14 protein-coding genes are annotated in these 15,699 nt (G+C 61.7%); 11 read left to right on the top strand and 3 right to left on the bottom strand.

Annotated elements, in window-relative coordinates; all coding sequences use genetic code 11:
* The first annotated feature begins 26 nt into the window (after positions 1 to 26).
* Genes ACZ5U1_RS03710 through ACZ5U1_RS03675 form a run of 8 tightly spaced genes read left to right on the top strand, consistent with a single transcriptional unit; the run spans position 27 to position 8,603 of the window.
* Positions 27 to 1,274, top strand: a complete 1,248-nt coding sequence (locus ACZ5U1_RS03710; RefSeq protein WP_464779422.1) for a polysaccharide biosynthesis protein — start codon at positions 27 to 29, stop codon at positions 1,272 to 1,274.
* Between the two features lie 4 nt (positions 1,275 to 1,278).
* Positions 1,279 to 2,643 (top strand): O-antigen ligase family protein, encoded by a 1,365-nt coding sequence (locus ACZ5U1_RS03705; protein ID WP_464779421.1) that lies wholly within the window; start codon positions 1,279 to 1,281, stop codon positions 2,641 to 2,643.
* A complete protein-coding gene (locus ACZ5U1_RS03700) occupies positions 2,636 to 3,565 on the top strand; it encodes a glycosyltransferase family 2 protein (protein ID WP_464779420.1) in 930 nt (309 codons plus the stop codon). Before ACZ5U1_RS03705 ends, ACZ5U1_RS03700 begins: the two co-directional genes overlap by 8 nt.
* Positions 3,562 to 4,506 carry a glycosyltransferase family 2 protein gene (locus ACZ5U1_RS03695; RefSeq protein WP_464779419.1) on the top strand — a complete coding sequence of 315 codons (945 nt, stop codon included), beginning with the start codon at positions 3,562 to 3,564 and terminating at the stop codon, positions 4,504 to 4,506. Before ACZ5U1_RS03700 ends, ACZ5U1_RS03695 begins: the two co-directional genes overlap by 4 nt.
* Entirely contained in the window at positions 4,506 to 5,474 is a 969-nt protein-coding gene (locus ACZ5U1_RS03690) for a glycosyltransferase family 2 protein (protein WP_464779418.1), read from the top strand. Before ACZ5U1_RS03695 ends, ACZ5U1_RS03690 begins: the two co-directional genes overlap by 1 nt.
* Positions 5,471 to 6,598 carry an endo-1,4-beta-xylanase gene (locus ACZ5U1_RS03685; RefSeq protein ID WP_464779417.1) on the top strand — a complete coding sequence of 376 codons (1,128 nt, stop codon included), beginning with the start codon at positions 5,471 to 5,473 and terminating at the stop codon, positions 6,596 to 6,598. Before ACZ5U1_RS03690 ends, ACZ5U1_RS03685 begins: the two co-directional genes overlap by 4 nt.
* On the top strand, positions 6,595 to 7,680 hold the full coding sequence (locus ACZ5U1_RS03680; protein ID WP_464779416.1) for an acyltransferase family protein: 1,086 nt from the start codon (positions 6,595 to 6,597) through the stop codon (positions 7,678 to 7,680). Before ACZ5U1_RS03685 ends, ACZ5U1_RS03680 begins: the two co-directional genes overlap by 4 nt.
* Positions 7,623 to 8,603 carry a glycosyltransferase family 2 protein gene (locus tag ACZ5U1_RS03675; protein WP_464779415.1) on the top strand — a complete coding sequence of 327 codons (981 nt, stop codon included), beginning with the start codon at positions 7,623 to 7,625 and terminating at the stop codon, positions 8,601 to 8,603. The genes ACZ5U1_RS03680 and ACZ5U1_RS03675 overlap by 58 nt, the downstream gene beginning before the upstream one ends.
* On the opposite strand, the gene ACZ5U1_RS03670 is transcribed toward ACZ5U1_RS03675, so the two are convergent.
* From ACZ5U1_RS03670 to ACZ5U1_RS03660, 3 genes are all read right to left on the bottom strand, one after another.
* Positions 8,588 to 9,979, bottom strand: a complete 1,392-nt coding sequence (locus ACZ5U1_RS03670; protein ID WP_464779414.1) for a glycoside hydrolase family 16 protein — start codon at positions 9,977 to 9,979, stop codon at positions 8,588 to 8,590. The genes ACZ5U1_RS03675 and ACZ5U1_RS03670 overlap by 16 nt on opposite strands.
* 121 nt (positions 9,980 to 10,100) lie before the next feature.
* Positions 10,101 to 11,444: a UDP-glucose dehydrogenase family protein gene (locus ACZ5U1_RS03665; protein ID WP_464779413.1), complete on the bottom strand. Its 1,344-nt coding sequence runs from the start codon at positions 11,442 to 11,444 to the stop codon at positions 10,101 to 10,103.
* Positions 11,445 to 11,714: 270 nt separating this feature from the next.
* Entirely contained in the window at positions 11,715 to 12,476 is a 762-nt protein-coding gene (locus ACZ5U1_RS03660) for a competence/damage-inducible protein A (RefSeq protein ID WP_464779412.1), read from the bottom strand.
* A gap of 90 nt (positions 12,477 to 12,566) precedes the next feature.
* On the opposite strand from ACZ5U1_RS03660, the gene map reads away from it, so the two are divergent.
* The 3 genes from map (at position 12,567) to glnA (ending at position 15,485) form a co-directional block, all read left to right on the top strand.
* A complete protein-coding gene (gene map / locus ACZ5U1_RS03655) occupies positions 12,567 to 13,397 on the top strand; it encodes a type I methionyl aminopeptidase (RefSeq protein ID WP_464779411.1) in 831 nt (276 codons plus the stop codon).
* A gap of 233 nt (positions 13,398 to 13,630) precedes the next feature.
* A complete protein-coding gene (locus ACZ5U1_RS03650) occupies positions 13,631 to 13,969 on the top strand; it encodes a P-II family nitrogen regulator (RefSeq protein WP_021319928.1) in 339 nt (112 codons plus the stop codon).
* 103 nt (positions 13,970 to 14,072) lie between these two features.
* A complete protein-coding gene (glnA, locus tag ACZ5U1_RS03645; protein WP_464779410.1) occupies positions 14,073 to 15,485 on the top strand; it encodes a type I glutamate--ammonia ligase in 1,413 nt (470 codons plus the stop codon).
* The last annotated feature ends 214 nt before the right edge of the window (positions 15,486 to 15,699 follow it).

The raw sequence follows: 15,699 nt of genomic DNA, 5'->3' as shown, positions 1-15,699 counted from the left end.
TGCGGGAGGGGGAACAGGAGGCAGGCTTGCGGAAACTTGGCGGTATCTTTGGCCGATTCGGCCTGGCCAGCCTCTCGTCCGCCATCGTGTCGGTCAGCCATCTGGCCGTGCAGCTGTTTTCCATCCATCATCTGGGCACGGCGGCGATCGGTACGCTGGCCTTCCTGCTGGTCATCATCCAGTTCGGCTATGGCCTGTCCAACGCGCTGGTTTCGACGCCTTATACGATAGCGGTCAATCAGGATGATGAGGCCGATCACAAGTCTTTCGACTTCTTTTTTCCGGTGAACCTGCTGCTGGCGGCAAGCCAGGGGCTGATCTGCGCGGGCATTGCCTGGGCGACGGCTTCTCCGGCAGCTGCGGCAATGTTCGGGTTGGCTGGCGCATTGTCCCTCATTCGCTGGTTCGGGCGGTCCAATTCCTATGCGCATCACCGGCCAGCGCGGGCGGCGCGATCCGACCTTGCCTATGCCGGGACGATCGTTGCCGGTCTGTTGGTGGCCTCCCGGACGGGTGCTGATCTGGCGAGCATCGGCGCGATGCTGGTGGTGGCGAGCCTTGCCGGGCTGCTGCCGTTCGGGCTCTCCTATTTGCGGCGGCACTTTGCCCTGCGACCGACCAGGGCGATCAGCGCCTATCGTCCGGTTTGGCGCGAACAATCCGGATGGACCCTCGTCGGTGTGCTTTCGACCGAGGCGACGTCCAACGCGCACAGCTATATCGTGACTCTGCTCGCGGGTCCGGCAGCTTTTGCGCCGGTCGCGGTGGGCATGCTGTTCTTCCGCCCCGTCAATGTATGCATCACCGCGCTTACCCAGCTGGAACGGCCGCGCATGACGCGGGCCGTGGCGCGCGGCGATCATCACGCCGCGATCAGGTCCGAGCGTATCTTCATGGGCGCGCTGATCTTCCTTTGGGCGGGGACATGCCTGCTCGCGGCGCTGGTGCTGTTCGTGTTTCCGCAACTGATCCTGAAGCCGACGCTTGACTGGCGGCTGGTCGCCATCGCCGTCGGGCTTTGCGCGCTGCTGTCGCTGGTCCAGTGCGTGCAGACGCCGATGAGCGTCATGACGCAGGCGCGTAAGGCGTTCCGGCCGCTTGCTCATCAGAGCCTGCGCAGCTGCGGCGTGGGGATCATCGCAGTGACGCTGCTGACACTGGCGGTTGCGCCGATCTTCTCCATCGCTGGCGTCGTGCTGTCACAGCTGGTGATGATGCTGGGCATCTGGCAGCTCGACCGCAAGTGGCGGGCGAGCCAGCGGGCGGAAGGCTGAAGCCATGGCGTCGACATGGCATCGCATGGGCACCGCGCCGTCCCTCCCCTCTCCTGCTGCTTCGCAGGAAAGCCGGATGGTCGTGGTCGCGCAGATCTTTTACTATGTGTTCCTGATGATGGTCTTCATCGGCCAGCAGCCTTTCGCTTCCCGCACGCAAGACGAGCTGGTCGCGATGGCGCAGGCCAATGACGGGTCGGACCTGTTCAAGCAGGCGCTGTTCATCGGCTTTGCGCTGTTGCTGACGGTGGTTCAGGTCTTGCGGCAACATCCGCTGAAATACCGTTTCACCTTTTGGCCGCTGGCGATCATGCTGGTCTGGTTCCTGATCACCTGTAGCTGGGGCGTCGATCCGTTCGTATCCTTCAAGCGGGTGATGCAGCAGTTCATCGTGATCTACATCACCTTTTGCGCATTGGCTCTGATCGGGCCGGAGCGGTTGTTCACTGCGCTACGATGGGCGCTGATTACCTCGCTTCTCATATGTTGGATTTCGATGCCGCTGACCTCGGCCGCAGTGCATCCGCCCACCGAGAGCGACAAGGCGCTGATCGGCGCGTGGCGGGGTTTCTTCTTTCACAAGAATATTGCGGGCGCGGTGATGGCACTGTGCTTCATCGTGTGCGGCAATGCGTGGGTGGATCGCCGGAAATGGTATTATGCGCTGTTCGCGATCATGGCGTTCGTGTTCGTGATCGGGACGAAGAGCAAGACGTCGCTGGCGCTGTGCATCGGCATGTTGGCGATCAGCAACATCTACCGGGCGCTGAGCGACAATACGCAGAAGCGGGCGATATTGCTCATCATGCTCGGGTTTGGGATGGTGGGGTTTCTGGCGCTCTACATCGCCTATCAACCTACGATCGAGCGGCTGTTTGCTGATCCGACAAGCTTCACCGGGCGGGTGTCGATCTGGCGCGTGGCGTTGGATTATCTGGCCGATCATCCGTTCCTGGGGGCGGGGTTTGGCGGCTTCTGGCAGGTCGGGGCGAACTCTCCGGCGCATGATTATCTCAATCAGCAATTCCAGATGCTGACGGCGCATTCGCATGATGGATATCTGGAGATCTGGGTGACGACCGGGCCGTTGGGGCTCGTCATGCTGCTAGTGAGCTTTCTGGCGCTGCCCGCTTACTGGTTCCTGACCGGATCGACCAAGGAGAACCAGCATCTGATGGTTCCGGCTTTCGCCATCTGGGTGTTCGTCATGTACCAGAATCTGCTGGAAACCTCCTTCTTCGACAAGGACCGGCAGGTCTGGGTGATCTTTCTCGCCGCGGTTGCCACCGCGCACGCCACTTTCAAGGCCAAGCCGCGCCCGCAATGGCAGCGGCGGCGCATTTCTTCCCCGGAGGCTGTTAATGGCTAGGGTTATTATCTGCATCGCGACGTGCAATCGGCCGCAAGGGTTGCGGCGGACGCTGGAGTCGATTGCGGCGCTGGAGACGAGGCACAAGCTGGAAGTGCTGGTCGCGGACAATGATGCCGCGCGGGCCGAGGGCATGGGCGTGGTCGAGAGGCTGGCTTCGCAAGGCTATCGTTGGCCGATCAAGGCGCTGCTGGTGGCTGAGCGGGGGATACCCGTGGTGCGCAATGCTCTGGTGGCGGAGGCGCTGGCGCGACCCGGCGTGACGCATGTCGCGATGTTGGACGATGATGAAGCCGCCTCCCCCGGTTGGATCGATGCGCTGGTGGATACCGCCATGCGCTGGAATGCGGATGTCGTGGGCGGTGCGGTGGCGCGGGAGATGGATGCGCGGGTTGCGCCCTGGGCCGCGCGGCATCCCTTGTTGCAAGCCAAGCGGCGCGGTACTTCGGGGCCTGTCGCGCTCGTCGATAGTACGGCCAATGTGCTGATCTCTGCGCAGGCGCTGCACCAGATGGGCGAGCGGCCGTTCGATGAACGCATGGCGCTGACCGGCGGGTCGGACAAGCAGCTGTTCAGCCGGATGGCGCGCAAGGGCTTTCGCTTTGCCTGGTCGGAGGAGGCTCTGGTGACGGAGCTCATTCCGGCGAGCCGGGTCACTGCCCAATGGCTGCTGATGCGCGGCTATCGGCTGGGGATGACCGACATGATGGTCGAGCGGTTCCATAAGGGGCGGCTGCGCACCTTGCTAGGCGAGGCGCCGCGCATCGCCGCAGGATTCTTAGTCGGCACGCTGGGCGCTGCGGCCACTCTGGACCGGGGCAAGCGGGTGGTGCGGCTGGGCAAGCTATACCGCGCCATTGGCAAGATCGCCGGTATCGCCGGCTTCCGTTACGAAGAATATCGAAAGGTGCATGGCGCATGAGCGATGCCGCCCCCTTCTTTTCCGTCGTCATCCCGCTCTACAACCGCGCCGATATCGTGGGTGACACGATCCGGTCGGTACAAGCGCAGGACTGGCAGGATTTTGAGATCGTCGTGATCGATGACGGATCGCGCGACGATCCGGCGCCGGTGATCGAAGCCATTGGCGACCCGCGCGTGCGGTATATCAGACAGGATAATGCCGGGGGTGGCGCGGCGCGCAATCACGGGATCAAGGCCGCGCGGGGCCGATATATCGCCTTCCTCGATTCCGACGATCTTTTCCTGCCGGGCAAATTGTCAATCATGGCGCAGGCGCTGAAAGATGATGACGGTCGCACGGTCCTATATTCCCGGATGAAGGTGGATCGGGGCGTCGATCGTTACTGGATCAGGCCTGATCGCGGCATCCGGGACGGCGAGGATGTTGGCGAATATCTGTTCTGCGCCAACCAGTTCATGCAGACATCGACCATGGTCGTGCCAAGCGACATGGCGCGAAAGGTGCTGTTCGATCCAGCGCTGAAGAAGGGACAGGATCTCGACTTCTGCGTCCGATTGCAGGGCGCTGGTGCGCGGTTCAAGATGATCGACGAGCCTTTGACGGTTTGGCTGGACGCGACCGAAGCTGGCCGCACATCCTATGTCCGGGGCTATGAAACCTCGCTCGACTGGCTGGATCGCTGCGGTCACATGCTCACCGGCCGGGCGCGGCGTGGCTATCGCGCGACAGTGCTCGCCTATCATATGGCGCCAGTGCGCCCCGTCGCGGCGCTGCGCGATCTGATAATCGGCCTGTTCGCGGGAGGGGTGCCGCCCAAGGTGGTCGCGCGGCAGATATTGCGGTCATATCTTCCAAAGCCGATCTACCGCTCGCTGGTGAATCTCTTCGTGCTGCGGTTCGGCAAGGGCGAACCGGCCCATGGCGGGGCACGGTCGTGATGAGCGCCTGGCAACCCCCATCGCAGCTTCAGGCTGCCGTCGCCCAACCGCTTTTTTCGGTTGTGATTCCCACTTATCAACGCCGCGACGCCGTGGTCGCAGCCGTGCTTTCTGCACTTGAGCAGAGCATCGCGGTGATCGAGGTGATCGTCGTCATTGACGGCTCCACCGACGGCACCGAATTGGCGTTGGGAGCAATCAAGGACCCACGCCTGACCATCGTCGTGCAGCAGAACCGGGGCGCGTCGGCGGCGCGCAATGCCGGTGTCGATCGGGCGCGGGGCCGCTACATCGCCTTTCTGGATTGCGATGACCGTTTCCTGCCGCATCACCTTGCCGACCTGTTGCCGCTGCTGGAAGAGAGTGAGCATGTCGTAGCCTATGGCCAGGTGCTGGCCGACCGGGGCGGTGGACGGAACTTCCTGAAACCGCCGCGCGCGATCCAGCGGAATGAGCCAGTCGATCGCTACCTGATGTGCGATCGCGGCTTCATCCAGACCAGCAGCGTGGCGCTGAGCCGTTCGCTGGCCGAGAAGGTCCGTTATCGCGAAGATGTAAAGTTTGGGGACGACACGGATTTCGCGTTGCGGCTGTCGCTGGCGGGCGCGCGCTTCGTGATGACCAGCCGCCCCGGAACGATCTGGGCGGACCGTCAAGCGGAGGACCGGCTGTCGCAGGTTCGTGGCAATGCGGGCAGCCTCACCTGGCTGGCGGACCTGCGTCCCCATATCTCGGCGCGCGCCTTTTCCGGTTATATGGGTTGGCATGCGGCAAAGAGCATCTGGCCGACTAAGCGGCTTCGAGCCATCCGTTACTATCTGACCGCGCTGATGCATGGAGCCTATGGGCCGCGCCTGGCGGGTGCGGTTCTGATGCAGATCGTTCTGCCGGACGGCGTTTATCGCAAAATCTGCGATCGCTGGATCGATGTCATGCGACTGTTGAGCGGGCGGAGGCAAAGCCTGTGAGGCGGCGGGATTTTCTGGCGGGGGCAGCGACGCTGGCGGCCTGCTCTCCCCTGCCGCCCGGCGCGGCCCGCGTCGCGTCGCGCGACGGATTGGCCGATCATGCCAAGCGTTCCGGTCGCCATTTCGGTGTTGCCGTCAAGTCGCGACTGCTGCGGGAGGACAAAGCCTATCGGGCCACAGCCGCGCGGGAATGCAGCATCCTGGTGCAGGAATATGAACTGAAGCGTAAAACCACAGAACCCAAGCCCGGCAAATACGACTTTAGCGGCGCTGACCAGATCATCGACTTCGCGCAGGCGCATGGGATGCGAGCGCGCGGGCACACATTGGTCTGGTACACCGCCAATCCGCCCTGGCTGGAACCGGCGGTGCGGCGGGCAAGCGATGCACAGCAACGGCGGTTGATGACGAGCTACATCGACGTCGCCATGCGGCGCTATGCGGGCCGGATTTCAGAATGGGACGTGGTCAATGAAACGATCGAGCCCAATCAGGGCCGCGCCGACGGGATGCGCGCGGAGAACCTATGGATGAAAGCCATGGGCGAGCATTATATCGACCTGGCGTTTCACCGCGCGCGGGAAGTCGATGGCGAAGCGACGCTGTTTCTGGGCGATTATGGGCTGGAACATGACTCCCCCCGTTGCGAACGACGTCGAACCGCTATGCTGAAGCTGGTCGACCGGCTGCTGAGCCGGGGGGTGCCTGTGGACGCCATCGGCATTCAGGGCCACCTCAAGCCCTATAAGGAGCCGTTCAATCAGCGGCAATTTGCCGACTTTTTGCAGGCGCTGAGTGGATATGGGCTGAAGTTGGCGATCACCGAACTGGATATCGCCGACCGCAGTGGCCCGCCCAATCCGGAAAAGCGCGATCGGGAGGTGGCAGCTTTTGCCAAGGCGTTTCTGGACGTGGCGCTAGACAATCCGGCGGTGGGATCGGTCCTGTGCTGGGGGGTGTCGGACAAGGATTCATGGCTGTCCAAATATCCCGATTATAAATGGCCTGACGGGCAGCTGTCCCGTGGTCTGCCCTTTGACGGTAAAATGGCCCGGAAGCCATTTTGGGACGCAATCGCTGGCGCCTTCGATGCGGCGCCGCCTGCCAAGAGGAACCGGGCATGAGGGTCGCCTCACTCACCGGCCTGCGCGGGGTCGCGGCCGTTTCCGTCCTGCTTTATCACATCCCGCACCAACCGGCCTTTGCGCAGTTCGCCATCCCGCTATTTTCGCGCGCTTATCTGGCCGTCGATCTCTTCTTCATCCTGAGCGGCTTTGTGATTTCCTACGGCTATCATGACCGGGTGGTGAAGCATCTGGGCCGAGCGAGCTATATGGATTTCCTCTTCAACCGCATGGCTCGGGTCTGGCCGCTGCACCTGATCGTGACATTGGTTTTTGGGCTACGCATCCTGCTCAACGTGTCGGGTAATCAGTCGATAGATTTGAACGCCGCGAACATCGTCAGTAACCTGTTCATGGTGCAGAGCTGGGGCTGGGGCACGGAGCCGATCGCAGGCAATAGCTGGTCGGTCAGCACGGAAGTTGCGGCCTATCTAATCTATCCATTTATCGCGATCCTTGCCTTTTCGCGCTGGGCATGGACGCAGGTGACGCTGTGCATTGGATTGCTCCTGCTGGTTGCGTCGTCGGGACTGGGGGCCAGCGGACCACTGGACGTCAATGACAGCGACAGCGTGCTGACGCTGCTGCGCTGCATTGCGGGTTTTTCGTTGGGGGTTCTGACATATCGTGTTGCGGACCATCCTTTGTGCAAGGCCGTGATTGGCTGCAAAGGCGGCTTTGCGGCGGTTTGTGGTCTGATCGCGCTGGCGCTGCTGTTGCCGGGAGCCGATGTGCTGGTGGTGTGCCTGATGCCCGCGCTGGTGCTGAGCTGCTATTATGACGGACCAGCCGCGCGCGCGGTGATGGCCAACCGGCTGAGCTTTCACCTCGGCCTCATCAGCTATTCCATCTATCTTTGGCATCCACTGGTGCGCGACGTCGCCGCGCGAGCAATGGGCGTGGCGCAGCGGCATGGGATCGTCGGGGTGGATTGGCTGTTCCTGGCTGGGACGCTGGTCATCACCTGGCTGATCTGCTGGGTCAGCTATTTGCTGATCGAGGTGCGAGGGCATCAGTTCATCAAATGGCTGCAAAAGCGGCGCTCGCAGCGCTCCACCGTGCTGGAACCAGTGGCACGATGATGGGCAAGCCGATATGGATTGCCGTTCCGACGTTTCGGCGACCCGCCGAGTTGCGGCATTTGCTGGAGACGTTGGCCAAGCTGGCGCAGCGGCAAGATGTCATGGTGCTGGTCGCCGACAATGACGGGGATGCGGCGGAGGGTGCCGCTGTGGTCGAGGCGTTGCGGAAAAGCGGCTATCCCCATCCGCTGACTCTGTTGCCGGTGGCGGAGCCGGGGCTTTGCTCGGTTCGCAATGCGATATGTGATGTTGCGATGGCCGATCCCGCTATGCGGTTCATTGCCATGATCGATGATGATGAGTGGCCGCAGCCGGGCTGGCTCGACGCGCTCCTTGCCTGTCAGGCGCAGGTGGGTGCCGATGTGGTCGCGGGGCCTGTTGATTTTCACTTCAAGGATGGGCCGCCGCGATGGGCGCAACAGACTTTGGTGTTCCGGCCGGAGCAGCGTGCATGGGGCGCAACAGGCATGTTATGGGCGAGCAATAATCTGCTGGTGAACCGCAGGGCGCTGGAAATGGTGCCACGGCCGTGGTTCGATGTGCGCTTCAACCGCAGCGGGGGTGAAGATCTGGATTTCCTTGCGCGGTTGCGGGAGGCGGGCGCGCGGTTCGCCTGGGCGCCCGATGCGCGCGTCAGCGAGTGGGTGCCGCCGGAGCGGGCGAAGCTGAGCTGGGTGTTGAAGCGGATGTGGCGGATCGGCTTTACTGAGACGCTGGCGCGGCGGAAGCGGCGGCCGGGGCGCGTTGCGCAGGCTGTGCTGGTAGCGCGGACACTCGGCATTCTGGGGTTGCGCACCGCTGGGCTTGCAGGGTTGCTGCTGCCCGGCGTTCGCCGCGTGGACGTTGCCGGGCAGTGGGTCAAATGCTGGGGGCGCCTCTATGCCCTGTCAGGCGGCGCCCATAGCCATTATGGCGCGCTGTAGATGCGCAGGCTCTTGATGATCATGTCTCCTGACCCATCATCATAGGCGCCACTGGTCTTCACCGCGACGTCCATGATCGGATACCAGCGGTGGCCCTGGAAGGGATTGACCGACTGGTATGTTTCGACCCCATCCACGAACCAGGTGATATAATCGCGCTGAATATCGACGGCGAAGCGGTGGAAGTCTTGGGCGAAGCCATTGAGGCCGTAAGCCTGCTCAGCCTGGATCGTGACGCCCCGCTGGAAGCTGCGGACCCCGTCTGCGCCGCCATGGATGGTGTGAGCGATGTGGCGATCAAAGTCCCAATAGCTTTGATAGCCGAAGCCCTCATAGATATCGATTTCGGGCGGCCATCCGCTGGTGGAGATCAGCCAGAATGCAGGCCATGAGCCCCGGCGGTCGGGCATCCGGGCCACCCATTCATATTGGCCATAGCCGATCTGCGAGGCGATGAAGTTGCGGCCATCCAGCACCGACGCGCCATAATACCAGTTCCAGCCTTCATACCAGATGGGCGACTTCAGCTTCTGGCTGTGCAGGACGAGGCCCTGTGTGCCCCAGTAGACTGGACCTTCGACGCCGGGGAATAGCGACGAATCCAGATAGAGGCCGGTCTCTCCATTGGCTATCTGGGTACGGCCATGCGACAGCGAGGTGGCCCAGCGATCCCAGCCGCCGTCGGGCGAGCGCTTGTGCGCGTCCTTCTTCAGCTCGAACTGGAGCGTGCCCGTCGCCGAGAAAGTCCGAGGCTGGCGGAAGGTGCCGCTTGCCTTGGGTGTGGGCGCTACGTAGCTGGTCGCGGTGATGGTCGCCAGCGACTGGCCCTGCAAGGCACCCCAGGGCGCCTCACGCAGCTTCAACTGGAATTGCTGTCCTTGAGCAAGACCGATGATCGGCACTTCCACCGTCTGAACAAGCGGGTCGCCGGGACGGAAGATCACGACGGTATCCACCGTCTCGTAGTTATAGCCCGACAGCGCGCGCAGCGTGCCTGAGCCGTTCACGGTAATGACTCGTGCGATGACCGTGTTCGGCGTCGGACGATCAAGCTTTACCGACACATAGGCCGTACCGCTGCCCGGACGGACGGTCGCGTTGCTCAGCCATAAGGTCGACTTGCCCGGCAGCTTTGTACCATTGGCGAAATCGAAAGTGGAAAAGCTGGATGAAACAGCCGAAGTGGTTTCGATAGGCGACAAAGTTGTCGCATTCGTTGTCGATGTTGATCCACTGCTAAGTAGGGTCGTGGTGGACCCATCCTGCAAGTCAGAAGATGTCGATTCGCTCGACAACATTGTCGCGGCTCCCGCCGCCATGACGCACAGAAGCGATAATCCGGCTCCAACCATGGAGCCGGTCAGCCTGATATTCATTTCTGCAACCCCCGCTTATTAAACCCCTTGAGGGTCCTATACGAAGATTAACAAAAACTTCTGGTCAAGCACGGCTCATCGCAAAGCAGCAGCATTTGCGATGAGCCGAACCGGGCAAGCTTTATTCCGCCGCCTGGATAAGAGGTTCGGGCTCTGGCTCTGCGCCCCGCCCTACGCTGACATAGGAGAAGCCCGCCGCTTCCGCGTCGGCGGCCCGGTAGATGTTGCGAAGGTCGACAAGGCCCTCGCCGCTCATCACGGATCGCAGGCGCGGCAGGTCGAGCGCACGGAGCGCATCCCATTCGGTGACGATCACCACGGCCGAGGCTCCCTGAGCCGCTTCATAGGGACTGGTGCAGAAGTCGACGTCGCGCAGCATGGCGCGGGCGGCTTCCATCCCTTCCGGATCATAGGCGCGGACCTGGGCACCGGCATCCTGCAACGCCTGGATGATAGAGAGTGAGGGCGCGTCCCGCATATCGTCCGTGTTGGGCTTGAAGGTAAGGCCCAGCACGCCGATCGTCTTGCCGCGAACGGAGCCATTGCACACCGCTACCACCTTGCGGGCCATTGCTCGCTTGCGGCTTTCGTTGATCGCGACCGTCGTTTCGATAAGGCGGATGGGCGCGCCTGCGTCCTCTGCGGTCTTCACCAACGCCAACGTATCCTTGGGGAAGCAGGAGCCGCCATAGCCGGGACCCGCGTGGAGGAACTTGCTACCGATGCGGTTGTCGAGGCCGATGCCGCGCGCAACCTGCTGAACGTCCGCGCCGACATGTTCGCACAGTTCCGCGATCTCGTTGATGTAGGTGATCTTCATCGCGAGGAAGGCATTAGCCGCATATTTGATGAGTTCGCTGGTGCGCCTGCCAGTGAACTGGATCGGCGCCTGGTTCAGGTAAAGCGGGCGATAGACCTCCTCCATCACGGGGCGTGCACGATCATCCTCAATGCCGATGACGATACGGTCGGGCCGCTTGAAATCCTGAATCGCCGCGCCTTCGCGCAGGAATTCGGGGTTGGAAGCGACAGCAAATTCGGCTGCAGGATTGGTTTCGCGGATGATGCGGTCAACCTCGTCCCCTGTTCCGACGGGAACAGTCGACTTGGTGACAACGACCGTAAAGCCGCGCAATGCGGATGCGATTTCGCGAGCGGCATCATAGACGTAACTTAGATCAGCGTGACCATCGCCCCGGCGCGCGGGCGTACCAACCGCGATGAAGACGACGTCCGCCTCGGCCACCGAAGCGGCCAGGTCCGTGGTGAAGGTGAGACGTCCTCCCTTCACATTGCGCGCGATCAGGTCGGCGAGCCCCGGCTCGTAGATCGGTACGCCGCCATCGCGCAATACCTCGATCTTCGCAACGTCCTTGTCCACGCAGACGACATCATGCCCAAAGTCGGCAAGGCATGCGCCTGAAACCAGCCCAACATAGCCCGATCCGGTCATCACGATCCGCATCACCTATTCTCCTTAACAAGCGGCTCACCTTGCGCAGCGATCCAAAGAAAAAGGGCACGAAAAGCCGATCCCGCGAGCGCGGAATTAATGGGCTTAGCCTTTCACCATGGATCGGACGCACAAGCGTAAAGCCCGACATCCAAAAGCTGGAACCAGCCAGCTATTGATGCAGCGCAGCATAGCGTTTCGTACCAAGTGCATGCAACGCAACCCGCCGCTAAGCAGACACATATGGGCGTGGAACCAGCCAGTTGCTGGCAAAAATCGGACCTAGATGCCGCCAGCGAAGACCGGCCAGCCGCCTTGCTCCAGTCGAGCGCTCAAATCGGCAATGCACTGCTCCAGCACTGCGGCCCGGGTTGAGCGGATGACGAAGTTTGCCCCCGTCCGGCCATCCCGGAAGAAGGGATAGCTGCCGATCTGACAGCCTTCATGCGTGCGCTCCGTCGCGGCGAGAAGGTCGGCTATTTCGCTTTCCGCGACCCAGCAGCCAATCTGCGCCGACAGCAGAGGTTGGCCGCCCTCCAACGTCCCGGTCAGCATGTCGAGCATGCCAGCCGTGATGTGCGGCACGCCCGCCATGATGAAGATATTGCCATGTCGAATGCCAGGCGCGCCAGACATGCGGTTTTCGATAAGGTCGGAACCGGCAGGCACCCTGGCCATGCGCAACCGCGCGTCGGTCAGCCCGCCGCGTGTTTCATAATAGCCCTGGAGCATGGCGCGGGCCTGGGGATGAATTTCGACATCGACATCAAGGGCGCGGGCGATCGCATCGACGGTGATATCGTCATGCGTCGGCCCGATCCCGCCGGTGGTGAACAGATAATCGTGGCGTGCCCGAAGCGCATTTACCGCTTCCACTATGGAGTCGCTGTCATCGGCGATCACGCGTACTTCCCGCAGCCGGATCCCCTGCACATTCAGCCAGGACGCGATCTGCGCGATATTCTTGTCCTGGGTTCGGCCGGACAGAATCTCGTCTCCGATCACGATCAGCGCGGCGGTCCAGATACGTTCGGTTACGGGCATGAGGCTGGCCATAGCGTTTGACGGGTCGGCTGCCTAGCCCGACGCGATCGGGGCCTCGCAATATCCTGCTGCCCCGCCTATAACTGCGTCATGACCGAATATATGACGATGACGGCCGATGCGCCGATTTCGCGATCGACCGCGATCAAACTATATGACGCCGCGGGTTTCGAAGGCATGCGCAAGGCGGGACGGCTCGCTGCCGAAATCCTTGATGCGCTGGTGCCGCATGTGGTTCCGGGCGTGACCACCGGCGAGCTGGACGACATCGTCCGGCGGATGACGCTGGATGGTGGCGGCGTGCCAGCGACCCTTGGCTACCGTGGCTATACGCACAGCTGCTGCATCTCGCTCAACAATGTCATTTGCCATGGCATTCCCGGCGACATGAAGCTCAAGGATGGCGACATCCTGAATATCGACGTGACGCCGCTGGTCGATGGGTGGCACGGCGATACGAGCCGGATGTTCATCGTCGGCGAAACCAGCATCAAGGCGCGGCGGCTGATCGAAGTGACCTATGAATGCCTGATGCTGGGCATCGAACAGGCAAAGCCCGGCAATCATCTGGGCGACATCGGCCACGCTATTCAGAAGCACGCCGAAAAGCATCGCTATGGCGTGGTCCGCGATTTTTGCGGCCATGGTCTGGGCCGCGTCTTTCACGACAGCCCCGAAGTCGTCCATGTCGGGCGTCCCGGCGCGGGGCCGGAACTGCGCCCCGGCATGTTCTTCACCATCGAACCGATGATCAACATCGGAAAGCCCGGCGTGAAGATGCTGGAAGATGGATGGACCGCCGTCACGCGCGATCGCACGCTATCCGCGCAGTTCGAACATAGCATCGGGATCACCGAAAATGGCTGCGAGATTTTCACGAAGAGCCCGGCAGGCCTGGACGCACCGCCTTATCTGAGTTGAAAAACCCTGCCTAAAAATCAGGCACCGTGGGACAATATTGCCTTCAAATCAGGCAATATGGACAAAGATTGCGGCATCGCCGAAAGCGTGGCGTAGCGATTCGCCGTTTGGCACGGTAATTGATTGTTGAAAGGCACGGCGCATGTCGCGGGGGCATGAAGATCGTCGCTTTTGAATGATGAGGGCGAAGATTACTTCGTCATCGCGCGCGCGTTTGAGTTGGGATTAGAGTGATGAAAAAGATCGAGGCGATCATCAAGCCGTTCAAGCTCGACGAGGTGAAGGAAGCGCTGCACGAAGTGGGCGTGTCCGGCATCACGGTTACGGAGGCCAAGGGCTTTGGCCGTCAAAAGGGCCATACCGAACTGTATCGTGGCGCTGAATATGTCGTCGACTTCCTGCCCAAGGTGAAGCTGGAGGTCGTCGTGGACGACTCGCTGGCGGACCGCGTGGTGGAGGCCATCTCCGCCGCCGCGCAAACCGGGCGGATCGGCGACGGCAAGATCTTCATCTCGGCAATCGAAGGCGCGGTTCGTATCCGCACCGGCGAGCGGGACAGCGACGCAATCTGATCCCTACCAGTTTTGATTTCGCGTCGGCTTCGTAGAGGAGCGGACGAACTGCAACATCCACTACCCCTTCGGGGGGGCAAATATGAAAGAAGGGCAAGCGCACATGGCCAACACGCCAAAAGACATCCTGAAGATGATCGAAGAGAAGGAGATCGAGTGGGTCGATCTGCGCTTCACCGATCCCAAGGGCAAGTGGCAGCACCTGACCATGGTGTCTTCGGTCCTGGGCGAAGATGAGCTGAACGAAGGCCTGATGTTCGACGGTTCGTCGATCGAAGGCTGGAAGGCGATCAACGAGTCGGACATGATCCTGAAGCCCGACCTGGACGCGGTCTATGTCGATCCGTTCAGCGCGACCCCGATGCTGATCCTGTTCTGCGACATCGTCGAGCCCGACACCGGCGAACTTTACGCCCGTGACCCGCGTTCGACCGCGAAGCGCGCGGAAGCCTTCGTCAAGTCGGCCGGTTTCGGCGACACCGTCTATGTCGGCCCCGAAGCCGAATTCTTCATGTTCGACGATGTCCGCTTCAACAACGACTATAACGAGTCCTTCTACAAGATCGACGACATCGAGCTGCCGACCAACACCGGCCGCGAATATGAGGGTGGCAACCTTGCTCACCGCCCGCGCGCCAAGGGCGGCTATTTCCCCGTCGCTCCGGTCGATCCGGCCACCGACATTCGCGCCGAGATGGTCACCACCATGCTCGAAATGGGCCTGCCCTGCGACAAGCACCACCATGAAGTGGCCGCTGCCCAGCACGAACTCGGCCTGACCTTCGGCACGCTGGTCCAGACCGCCGACCGCATGCAGATCTACAAGTATGTCGTGCAGATGGTCGCCCAGGCCTATGGCAAGACGGCGACCTTCATGCCCAAGCCTATCGCGCAGGATAATGGTTCGGGCATGCACACCCACATGTCGATCTGGGACAGCGGCAAGCCGCTGTTCGCGGGCGAAGGCTATGCCGGCCTCAGCGACATGTGCCTCTACTTCATCGGCGGCGTCATCAAGCACGCGAAGGCCCTGAACGCCTTCACCAACCCGACCACCAACAGCTACAAGCGCCTGGTGCCGGGCTTCGAAGCGCCGGTTCTGCTGGCCTATTCGGCCCGCAACCGCTCGGCCTCCTGCCGTATTCCGTACGGCGCGGGTTCGAAGGCAAAGCGCGTTGAGTTCCGCTTCCCCGACGCGATGGCGAACCCCTACCTCTGCTACGCAGCGCTGCTGATGGCTGGTCTGGACGGCATCGAGAACAAGATTCATCCGGGTTCCGCGATGGACAAGAACCTCTATGACCTGCCGCCGGAAGAACTGAGCCAGGTGCCGACCGTCTGCGGTTCGCTGCGTGAAGCGCTGAACAGCCTGGAAGCCGACTATGAGTTCCTGCTGAAGGGTGACGTGTTCACCAAGGACCAGATCGAAGCCTATATCGAGCTGAAGTGGCCCGAAGTGTACCGCTGGGAAATGGCTCCCTCGCCGGTCGAATTCGACATGTACTACAGCGCCTGATTTTTTCGGGTTGCCGTCAGAAAAGAAGCTCGGTCACGCAAGTGGCCGGGCTTTTTCTTTTGGTTGGGCCAACGAGATCAGAAACATTTGCACGCGGCAACGAGTTACAAGGCCATCGACAACCGCCTGAAGCCCTTCGGCCCAGATGCGGTCCAAGGACCGAACCGCTTCTTCATAACCGAAGAACAGTCGGGAAATATTATGACCTGAACAG

The organism is Sphingobium sp. TomTYG72 (assembly GCF_055394715.1).
This window is presented reverse-complemented; position numbering and strand designations above follow the sequence as displayed.

What these genes read in the sequence shown, in the direction of transcription:
- ACZ5U1_RS03695 (WP_464779419.1), top strand. Translation starts at nt 3,562, where the DNA reads ATGAGCGATGCCGCCCCCTTCTTTTCCGTCGTCATCCCGCTCTACAAC.
- ACZ5U1_RS03670 (WP_464779414.1), bottom strand. Translation starts at nt 9,979, where the DNA reads ATGAATATCAGGCTGACCGGCTCCATGGTTGGAGCCGGATTATCGCTT.
- ACZ5U1_RS03675 (WP_464779415.1), top strand. Translation starts at nt 7,623, where the DNA reads ATGGCTGCAAAAGCGGCGCTCGCAGCGCTCCACCGTGCTGGAACCAGT.
- ACZ5U1_RS03660 (WP_464779412.1), bottom strand. Translation starts at nt 12,476, where the DNA reads ATGCCCGTAACCGAACGTATCTGGACCGCCGCGCTGATCGTGATCGGA.
- ACZ5U1_RS03700 (WP_464779420.1), top strand. Translation starts at nt 2,636, where the DNA reads ATGGCTAGGGTTATTATCTGCATCGCGACGTGCAATCGGCCGCAAGGG.
- ACZ5U1_RS03665 (WP_464779413.1), bottom strand. Translation starts at nt 11,444, where the DNA reads ATGCGGATCGTGATGACCGGATCGGGCTATGTTGGGCTGGTTTCAGGC.
- ACZ5U1_RS03705 (WP_464779421.1), top strand. Translation starts at nt 1,279, where the DNA reads ATGGCGTCGACATGGCATCGCATGGGCACCGCGCCGTCCCTCCCCTCT.
- map (WP_464779411.1), top strand. Translation starts at nt 12,567, where the DNA reads ATGACCGAATATATGACGATGACGGCCGATGCGCCGATTTCGCGATCG.
- ACZ5U1_RS03690 (WP_464779418.1), top strand. Translation starts at nt 4,506, where the DNA reads ATGAGCGCCTGGCAACCCCCATCGCAGCTTCAGGCTGCCGTCGCCCAA.
- glnA (WP_464779410.1), top strand. Translation starts at nt 14,073, where the DNA reads ATGGCCAACACGCCAAAAGACATCCTGAAGATGATCGAAGAGAAGGAG.
- ACZ5U1_RS03650 (WP_021319928.1), top strand. Translation starts at nt 13,631, where the DNA reads ATGAAAAAGATCGAGGCGATCATCAAGCCGTTCAAGCTCGACGAGGTG.
- ACZ5U1_RS03680 (WP_464779416.1), top strand. Translation starts at nt 6,595, where the DNA reads ATGAGGGTCGCCTCACTCACCGGCCTGCGCGGGGTCGCGGCCGTTTCC.